A 7,983-nucleotide genomic window follows, 5' to 3' on the forward strand; every position below is an offset into this window, starting at 1 on the left:
ACCTGGCCCCAGCCCGCCGCCCCGCCGGCCGAGGCGGTCACCATCACCCCCGCGTCCAAGAGCGCCCCGGCCAAGCGAAAACCCAAGGTCACCGCTTAAAACAGCGGCATTGCGGCTAGGCCTGTCTTTCGCAGGTGCTTCGTTGTGGTGGTTCGGCGTCGGGGCGGTGTCCGAGACGGTTTCTGGAGCGTTGTAGGTGGCGTGCCTGTCTTCACCGGTTCTGCCCGCTCCCGGGTCCACCGCCCCCGTGCCGAGCTTCTGATCACCTCTGTGGTGGAGAAGCGGCTGGGCTCTCTGCCCGCGTCTGCGCAGTTTCTGCGCCGTCTGGACGTCGCCGGGATGATCGACGGACTGTGCCCGATGCGGACCGACATCGCGCACATCAGCCACGGGCAGGTCATCGAGGTACTGATCGCCAACCGGCTCTCCTCGCCGATGCCGATGTTCAAGGTCAACCAGTGGGCCGCGCAGTGGGCGGTGGAGGAGGTCTTCGGCATCACTCCCGATTTCCTCAACGACGACCGCATCGGCCGCGCCCTGGACCCGCGCCGGACACCAGCGGGTGTGACGGGCCAGTTCGGGCAGGAACCGGCTCTGTGCGAGCCACCCAGCCCGTGTCACCGGCGCCGGCGCCCTGCCCTTGCGGTCACCGGCGGGCGACAGGACGCCGCTCGGTGTTCTGGGTCGCGCGAACGACGTTTTCCGCCTGGTGGCCCTTGGGGCCCTGGGTGGCCTCGTACTCGACCACTTCTCCCTCATCCAGCTCCTTGAAGCCGCTGGTCTGGACAGCGGAGTAGTGCACGAACAGGTCCGGGCCGCCGTCATCCTGTGCGATAAAACCGAAGCCCTTCTTCGCATTGAACCACTTCACCTTGCCTGTTGCCATTGGCCACGTTCCTTCATCCCATGCCACGGCATGTCCTTGACGTGCCGTGCCGCAGCCCCATCGCGACTCCGGCTCCCAAATGTTCCCTACCCGCATACGGCGATGCGCGCCAGGACACGCGCTCACACTCCGATGAGACGCACTCAAAGTTCGGTCAGACGGGATACCGGCCCCTGTCCGTTCTCATGCAACGCAGTCGCTGTCTCACCGAACGCAGTCCGGCGAGGGTCCCGACACGGCAGCACAAGGTAAGTGGGGTCCTCCTCGGCCCGGATCTGCTTCGCTCCCCTGGCGTAGTGGTAACAGAACTCCACCTGCTCCTCGAAGCGCCCCGCGCGCTGCAGCCCAGGCGGCACACGGGTGCTGCTCGTGCAACAGACCAGCTCCGGAGTGCAGCAGCAGGTGGTGCAACGCATGCAGCGTTCGGCACGAGGCGGGTCGACTGTCCCTGGTGCTGCTCCTCGGCTACGAGCCGGAGTCCGCCGCCACCGGCTGCCGTCCGGCGCTGCGGGAGAAGGCATCGATGGCGCAGTCGATGTACTGCTCGAAGTCGGCGGTGCGGTCCTGCCGGACGATGTGGTGGATCGCCTTGATCGCCTCCCACGCCGATGCCCGGGCGAGGGTCCGCTCCTGGTCGTCCAGCTGGGTGGACAGGTAGGCGGCGAAGCCGAACTGGTGCGTCCGGGCTTTCGTCACCTTCAGTTCTCGGTGGTGCGCGCGTCGGGCCGCCTCGAAGAACGCCGCGGACTCTTCCTGGTCCAAGGCGTTGGCGATGATCGAGAGATAGGGGGCGACCCACTGGGCGCTCCGGGGCCAGTCGTTGGTGGCGAGGCCGAAGCGGCCGCCCATCGCGAGCGTGAGGTGCATGCCGTAGTCGTGGTCCACGGCCCAGACGTACGCCGCGGCCGGGATCGCCGGCGGGCGACGCGCGGGCCCGGGACGCAGAAACGCTCGTACGGGGTCGTCTGCCTGCGCGTTTCCCGCCCAGGAGACGGGTCAGGCGCGCCGTGATGGCGCCTGCCCGGCGCTCGTAGGCCAGCGCCCGCTGGGCGAGGCCGGGCTCGGCGCCGTGATGCGCGAAGCCGCGTGTGGACGTGCCGGTGCACGCCGGCGTAGGACGACGATCAGATCCACGCCCGGGAGCCCCGCACCGGGCCAGGACACATGCTGTCGGCCGGCGCCGTCCGCGGGCCCCTGGCCGCCGCGTGGGCGGCGGCGCTGACCGTGGTAGAAGAAGGCGTCCTCCCGGGCGAACCGCCAGTTGGCCTTCCACAGTGAAGGGGGCCGCTCCGCAGGCGGCGATCCGACAGCCGGCTTTCTCCGCTGCGGCGCTGAGCGCATGGCGCATTCGCGAGAGGTGCCCGCCTACCTCCTTCAGATTACGGCAGACGGGTGTGGCGACCTCCACCTGGACCTGGAGCAGCTCGGGCTGGACCTCCCCGGGGTTCACGGCGCTTTCCAGGTCGGCCGCAGCGCGTACCTCGTCTGCCAACGGCACCGGTAGGCCACTGGCCGGATCCAGGAGCAGGTACTCCTCTTCGACACCCAGCGTGATCACGTGCCCTCTTTGCCATACGTGTCATGTCCGAGGTCTCGGGCCCCTACCGAGGGGCGCCCGTGCCAGTGAGTCGGTTGCGTTCTTCGCAGCTTGCGACGAGCGGCGTCATCCGCGACCGCGGCCAGCTGTACTGGCAGGCGCGCGTGTGCGAGCACTATCCCACCGTTGAGGTGCGCGCCATGGACGTGCAGCTGCGGGCTGACGACGCCGTCATGCTGGCCGGCATAGCCCGCGCACTGGTCGCCACGGTCATTCGCGAGGAGCGGATGGGTCTGCCGTTCCCCACCCCGTCACCCGAGTTCCTGGCCGCGGCCAATTGGTACGCCGCCCGACACGGCACGGCCGATATGCTCGTCGATCCACTCACCGCACAGCCGCGCAAGGCTGGCGACGTCGTCAGCCTGCTGATGGCCTACCTCGAACCCGGCCTGCAGGAGTCGGGCGACGCGGGCCGGGTCCTTGCCCTCGCTCGTCGGCTCCTGCAGGAAGGCACAGCAGCGGACAAGCAGCGGCACGCTCTGCAATCGAGGGGAGCCAACGCTCTTGTGGACATGCTCACCGCCTGGAGCGCCGCTCCAGCCTCATAAGACACTGGGCGCAGTTCGGAAGGAAGACGGTCCGGTTTGCGGCGATACTTAGGGGGACAGGGCTCTCATCCGAGGGGAGGAGCTGTGCGTTATATGCCGAAGGCTCGCCTACCCGGAATCGCCCGTCCGAGGACGTCGTCTACAAGCCGGAGGCCGTGCAGCACGTCGTCGCAGATCCGGGTCCTCCCGGGCGAAGCCACCGGCGCGGAACCCTGGCAGATGAGTGAAGAGCGGCGCGTCGGCACCGGGGTCGAAGTCCGCTTCGAACTGGCAGGTCGCCACGTCGGCGACGTCGGTCCTGCGGACCACCACGATGCAGCCGCCGGGTCACAGCAGATCTCCTCGACCATGTCGCTGTCGACGACGTAGGCGATGAGCGCCACGCGACGGCCCTCGCGCGGCACCACCGGGTCGTACGAGGAACGGTGGCCCGGCACGCCGGTCACCGCGGCACCGCCTCCGACCGGCACGCCGGTGTCCGGGTCGTGGTACTCCGCGCTCACCTCGCGCAGGTCGCGCAGATTCAGCGCGGCCGGCTCGCTGGCCCGGCCGGCGATGTGCCAGTGCAGCGACAGCGCGAACGCGTCGTGGCGGCCGCGCACGGTGCGGCGGTCGAGGGTGGCGAGCATCGCGATCAGGTAGGCCCGAGTGCACTCGCCTAGCCTGCAGCGCGTCGCCCTGGCCGTCCGGGCCGGCGGCGTCGAGTTGCGCGCGGCGGTTGATGACGCCCTGGATCAGGTGCCGCTCGGAGTCCAGCAGCGGGCCGCCGGCGCTGGCCCGCAGGCTGGCGGGCGTCGTGGTGCAGGCGGTGATCATCTCGGCCGGATGCCCGCAGTCGGCAAGCCAGTTGGCGTAGTCGGCGACCGTGCCCGGGTCGGAGTGGATCCGGCCCCGGGAGTTGCACCAGCGCACGAACAGCCCGGCCCGGGACTCGCGGCCAGCCCGGGTGCCGCCCGGCACCGTCTCCGCCACCTTGCGCGCGGTCCCCTCATCAAGCGAGGTACCCGTCCGGCGTGGGGGCCTTCCCGGCCGGCACCGGGCCGTCGTCGACGGCGGCCAGCTCGACGCTGGACGCCGGCACCGCGGCGTACGCCAGTTGCGGGCGCCTCACCGGTCGACCCTGGTCGCCGCCGTCAAGCAGGCCGGCCTGGTCGATACCCTCCACAACGCCAAGAACATCACCGTGTTCGCCCCGACCAACGACGCCTTCGCGAAGATCCCGACAGCCGGCCTGGACAAGGTCCTCGCCGACAAGGCCACCCTGACCAAGATCCTCACCTACCACGTGGTGGGTCAGAAGGTGACGCCGAAGCAGCTGGAGAGCGGCTCCTTCGACACCCTGCGCAAGGGCAAGCTCACCACCACCGGCTCGGGCGAGGCCTACAAGATCGACGACTCCTCCAACGCGGCCGTCTACATCGTCGACACCGTCCTGATACCGAAGTAGCACCGGCGCCCGGAAACAGCGAGAACGGCCGTAGCGGCCGGGTCATCATCGGCGACGGTCCGGCCCCAACGGCATGGAACACGAAAGCTGTGGGCACCACCCTCGCCGGGTGATGCCCGCAGCCGCGTGACCGCTGCGTCAGAGCACGATGAGACCAATGCGGATGTCGTCGAAGTCCCGGCGGTCGAAACGGTCGCGGTCGAAGTCCCGGCGGTCGAAACGGTCGCGGTCGCAGTCTCTGCGGTCGAAACGGTCGCGGTCGAAGTCCCGGCGGTCGAAACAGCCGCGGTCGCAGTCCCGATCAAAACGGTGGTGGTCGAACGCCGAGGCCTGCGCGACGGCCGGAGCAGCCGAGGCCGTACCCATCGTCGGAACCAGGACGGCGGCGGTCATGCAGGCCAGCAAGAGGCCACGGGCAATGCGCTTCATGGACAAATCCTTCCCAGGAAAGCCGAATCGGACAAGGCCGACGCTATGATCACGTGTCACCCGCCGCCCCTCGGCACGGTCCACACGAGTGACAGGCCCCGGCCGCCCGCACCGGCGCACGCGTCGCGCAGGGGGTGTCAGTGCTGGTTCAGGGGCAGGGCGAGGTCGGTGACCTGACGGTTCTTGGGGAAGGCGCCCAGGTCGTGGGCGGGGCCCGGTGAGGACGTTGATCTCGTAGAGGCGGGAGCTGCCGGCGGTGTTGAGGGCGGCGAAGCCCTGGTTGGTGCCGTGCTTGGGTGAGAAGTAGATGTCGAATCCGGCGTCCGGGCCGGCGTTCACACTGAGGTTTCCGGCCGGGGCGAGGGTGCCGGCGTTGGCGGGTGACTGGAGGGAGACGCGGTCGGCCATGGTGTCGATGTCAACAGGGCGGTCGCGGCGCGGCGTTCAGGTCGTTGTTCGTGTACGCGGCGCCCGTGACGCCCATGGCCGTGGACGGCGGCATGGTCGGGTTGGTCAGCATGCCGTCGACCGAGGTGCCGAGCGGGGCGGCCTTGTCGTCGACCGTCAGCAGCAGACGCCCGGGTTCAGCAGCATCCGGGGTGCCGAGTTCCGCTCTCCTACCCGTACTAGAATCCGCACACCGCTAATGGTAGTCATTCAACTACTTGTAGTAACGAATCGAGTGCGCAGGCCGGATCATAGGGTCCCGCATCGGTCGTGAGTCCGGCTTTCACCCAATCGGGGGTATAGCGGCCTTGTCGGGCGTCAGGCGCCCCGAAGACGTGGATGATGGGCGGGCATGGCAGCCAGAGGCAGTCGCGTAACCGGCGCCGGGTCGCCCCTGCAGGTTCGGGTGGCGACGCGGTGTTGGCACGCGGGCGCTTTCGCGGTGGTGAGCGCCGCCCTGGCTGCGGTGGGGCACCATCTGGCCACCGAGTCGCCGGTGCCGTACGGGCCGCTGTCGTTCGCCACGGCCGCCCTCTTCCTTGCCGTCCTGCCTTGGGTCGGGCGGATCCGCTGCCTGCCCGGTGCCGTCGGCGGGACCTTGACCGGCCAGGTCCTGCTCCACCGCGTGCAGGCCCTCTGCGGCCACCACGACGGTGCCATGCTGGGCATGCCGGGACACCGTGACGCTCACGGCACCCTGCTGATGCTCGCTGCCCATGCCCTGGCGGCTGTGGCGGTAGCGCTGCTGCTGCACGGCGCCGACCGCCGGCTGTCCGCGCTGCCGTCGGTTCTCGTCCGTCTCCTACGCTCCCTCGCTGCCGTCCTGGCCCGGCTGCTGACCTGGTGTCTGTTCCGTCCGGCTCACGGCGCTGGACCCTATGGCCCACGAGCTCCGCAGACCGCACCTGTTGCCGGCCTCGGCACGGCGCTGCTTGCCCATTCCCTCGTTCGCAGGGGACCTCCCGTTTGGCAGTGACCGATCCGAACCTGCCGATCTTCACGGACCGCGCCTGCCCGCGCGGACCCCCCCGAGCGAGGAGAGAATCCTTCGTGCTTACCGCACACCCCTCCACCCGCGTGCGACGCCTCTGTGTGATCGCAGCCGCGGCGCTGGCTGCCGTCTTCGCCGCTGCCGACCCTGCCTCCGCGCATACTGAAGTGACTGCCTCCAAGGCCCAGGCCCTGGCCGAGAACGTCACCCTGACCTTCACCAACGAGGCCGAATCCGACTCGTCCGGCTTCACCAAGATCCGCATCGTGCTGCCTGTGGGCATCACCCCGGACGCGGTCACGGCCAAGGACGCCCCCAAAGGCTGGAAACTGCGGCCCACCGCTGACGGGTACACCGTCGGCGGTCCCGCGCTCGCACCGGGGAAGGACGCCGAGCACAGCATCGTCGTGCGGCAGCTGCCGGACGCGAAGTCGCTGGCCTTCAAGACCCTCGACACCTACAGCGACGGCAAGGTGTCGCGGTGGATCGAACTACCCACGGGCGGTGCCGAGCCCGAAAAGCCCGCTCCGGTACTCAAGTTGAAGGCCGCCGCCCCGATCAACCCCAGCCCCAGTACCGGCGCGGGCAGCAGCCCCAACTCCAGCGGGGCGTTGGCCGCCGCGTCGGAGACCGGGAAGGAAAGCCCCGTGGCACAGGAGACCGACGCTTCCGACAGCAACAACGGCACCACGATCGTGGCCGTCCTCATCTGCGCCATGCTCGCGCTCGTAGGCGCCGTGCTGTGGTTCAAGAGCCCTTCCGCCTGAGCCGTACGGGCGTGGCGCCCGGCGCCGCGGCCCTGGCGGGCAGCGGGCGCGGTGGCGGCCGTGGTGGTGTCAGCAGCGCAGGACGACGGTCCCCGAGAGCGATGCGGCGGGTTCACTCGCGGCCGCTTCGGACGCAGGATTGCCCCGGGTCCAGTCGGCGGGCCATACCTCGACGGGATTGATGCCGGTGGGAGCGTCCGGCACGGCCAGGCGGTGCCGGAGTTGGGAGGCGGCGGCAGCGCACGCTCCCGCACCCTCACCTCGGTGATGCCCTCCCCGCGCCGCCCGGCGGCGCGGCGACCTGGGTCTGGCCGCAGTCGTCACCCCTTTGGGCCAGAGCGGCAGGAAACCGGAGGCTGCTGGCGCAATGGTCCGCGTCCGGGAGCGCCACATGGGAGGCCCCCGGGGCCTCTGCGACCACCACGTTGCCGGGCTCCTGGGCCAGGCCCTCTTCCAGAGGAGCAGCTGCTGGGGCTGCCCGACACCCCGTCGACCTCGCGGACGGTCGGGGAAACAGCCACCGAGCGCTGACTGCTGGCGAACGGGCTGTCGGTGAAGAACGGGTGGTGGCGCCAGACCGGGAACAGCTCACCCTGTTCGCCCTGGACAGGCCGAGCGCCCGCACCGCCACCACGCGCTGTACGCCCTGCGGGTAGCCACGCTGCCGCCGCTCCCCAGGATCGACGGGCGTCGGGGTCTGACCGGCCGAATATATTAGCCTGCGTCGTTGGGGGATGGCGGCCGGGTCGGGGTGCATCCGTGCAGGAGGAGGTTGACGATCTGATCGATCGCCACGTCGTCCAGTGGTTCTCGGCTCACCGTGGCGCGGTAGACGACGGTTCCTGCATAGAGGTCGACCATCAGGGCGGTG

9 protein-coding genes and 3 pseudogenes are annotated in these 7,983 nt (G+C 69.8%); 5 read left to right on the plus strand and 7 right to left on the minus strand.

The genetic code is table 11. The features are described 5' to 3' along the window. Positions 1–273 precede the first annotated feature (273 nt). Positions 274–531 (plus strand): annotated as a pseudogene (locus tag FCI23_RS62870) (DUF4277 domain-containing protein); the annotation flags it as partial. Between the two features lie 115 nt (positions 532–646). Here FCI23_RS62870 and FCI23_RS52660 read toward each other — a convergent pair. The 3 genes and pseudogenes from FCI23_RS52660 to FCI23_RS61965 all read right to left on the minus strand — a co-directional run. Then, positions 647–886, minus strand: coding sequence for a cold-shock protein (locus FCI23_RS52660; protein ID WP_136731073.1), 240 nt, complete (start codon positions 884–886; stop codon positions 647–649). Between the two features lie 465 nt (positions 887–1,351). Further along, entirely contained in the window at positions 1,352–1,771 is a 420-nt protein-coding gene (locus FCI23_RS61960) for a hypothetical protein (RefSeq protein ID WP_246144883.1), read from the minus strand. Positions 1,772–2,183: 412 nt separating this feature from the next. Next, positions 2,184–2,444 (minus strand): annotated as a pseudogene (locus FCI23_RS61965) (glutamate-cysteine ligase family protein); the annotation flags it as partial. A 74-nt stretch (positions 2,445–2,518) separates the two neighbouring features. On the opposite strand from FCI23_RS61965, the gene FCI23_RS52670 reads away from it, so the two are divergent. After that, on the plus strand, positions 2,519–3,031 hold the full coding sequence (locus tag FCI23_RS52670) for a carboxylate-amine ligase (protein WP_136731076.1): 513 nt from the start codon (positions 2,519–2,521) through the stop codon (positions 3,029–3,031). Positions 3,032–3,120: 89 nt separating this feature from the next. Here FCI23_RS52670 and FCI23_RS52675 read toward each other — a convergent pair whose 3' ends face one another. Further along, a complete protein-coding gene (locus FCI23_RS52675; RefSeq protein ID WP_136731078.1) occupies positions 3,121–3,660 on the minus strand; it encodes a hypothetical protein in 540 nt (179 codons plus the stop codon). A gap of 236 nt (positions 3,661–3,896) precedes the next feature. On the opposite strand from FCI23_RS52675, the gene FCI23_RS61970 reads away from it, so the two are divergent. Next, positions 3,897–4,478, plus strand: a complete 582-nt coding sequence (locus tag FCI23_RS61970) for a fasciclin domain-containing protein (RefSeq protein WP_246144884.1) — start codon at positions 3,897–3,899, stop codon at positions 4,476–4,478. A gap of 138 nt (positions 4,479–4,616) precedes the next feature. Here the strand turns inward: FCI23_RS61970 and FCI23_RS52685 are convergent, their stop codons facing one another. Further along, on the minus strand, positions 4,617–4,907 hold the full coding sequence (locus tag FCI23_RS52685) for a hypothetical protein (protein ID WP_136731081.1): 291 nt from the start codon (positions 4,905–4,907) through the stop codon (positions 4,617–4,619). Between the two features lie 137 nt (positions 4,908–5,044). Further along, a pseudogene (locus tag FCI23_RS52690) lies at positions 5,045–5,469 on the minus strand (DUF4394 domain-containing protein); the annotation flags it as partial. Positions 5,470–5,799: 330 nt separating this feature from the next. Between FCI23_RS52690 and FCI23_RS52695 the strand changes: the two are divergent. Both FCI23_RS52695 and FCI23_RS52700 read left to right on the plus strand, forming a co-directional pair. Then, positions 5,800–6,330, plus strand: coding sequence for a hypothetical protein (locus FCI23_RS52695; protein ID WP_136731084.1), 531 nt, complete (start codon positions 5,800–5,802; stop codon positions 6,328–6,330). Between the two features lie 74 nt (positions 6,331–6,404). Then, positions 6,405–7,112 carry a DUF1775 domain-containing protein gene (locus tag FCI23_RS52700; RefSeq protein ID WP_136731086.1) on the plus strand — a complete coding sequence of 236 codons (708 nt, stop codon included), beginning with the start codon at positions 6,405–6,407 and terminating at the stop codon, positions 7,110–7,112. Between the two features lie 69 nt (positions 7,113–7,181). On the opposite strand, the gene FCI23_RS62875 is transcribed toward FCI23_RS52700, so the two are convergent. Next, a complete protein-coding gene (locus tag FCI23_RS62875; RefSeq protein ID WP_265737859.1) occupies positions 7,182–7,316 on the minus strand; it encodes a hypothetical protein in 135 nt (44 codons plus the stop codon). Positions 7,317–7,983 lie beyond the last annotated feature (667 nt).

The organism is Actinacidiphila oryziradicis (assembly GCF_005047355.1).
GTDB classification, from domain to species: domain Bacteria; phylum Actinomycetota; class Actinomycetes; order Streptomycetales; family Streptomycetaceae; genus Actinacidiphila; species Actinacidiphila oryziradicis.

Excerpts from the sequence above, each read along its gene's own strand:
- FCI23_RS52660 (WP_136731073.1), bottom strand. The coding sequence starts at position 886 with ATGGCAACAGGCAAGGTGAAGTGGTTCAATGCGAAGAAGGGCTTCGGT.
- FCI23_RS52675 (WP_136731078.1), bottom strand. The coding sequence starts at position 3,660 with ATGCTCGCCACCCTCGACCGCCGCACCGTGCGCGGCCGCCACGACGCG.
- FCI23_RS52685 (WP_136731081.1), bottom strand. The coding sequence starts at position 4,907 with ATGAAGCGCATTGCCCGTGGCCTCTTGCTGGCCTGCATGACCGCCGCC.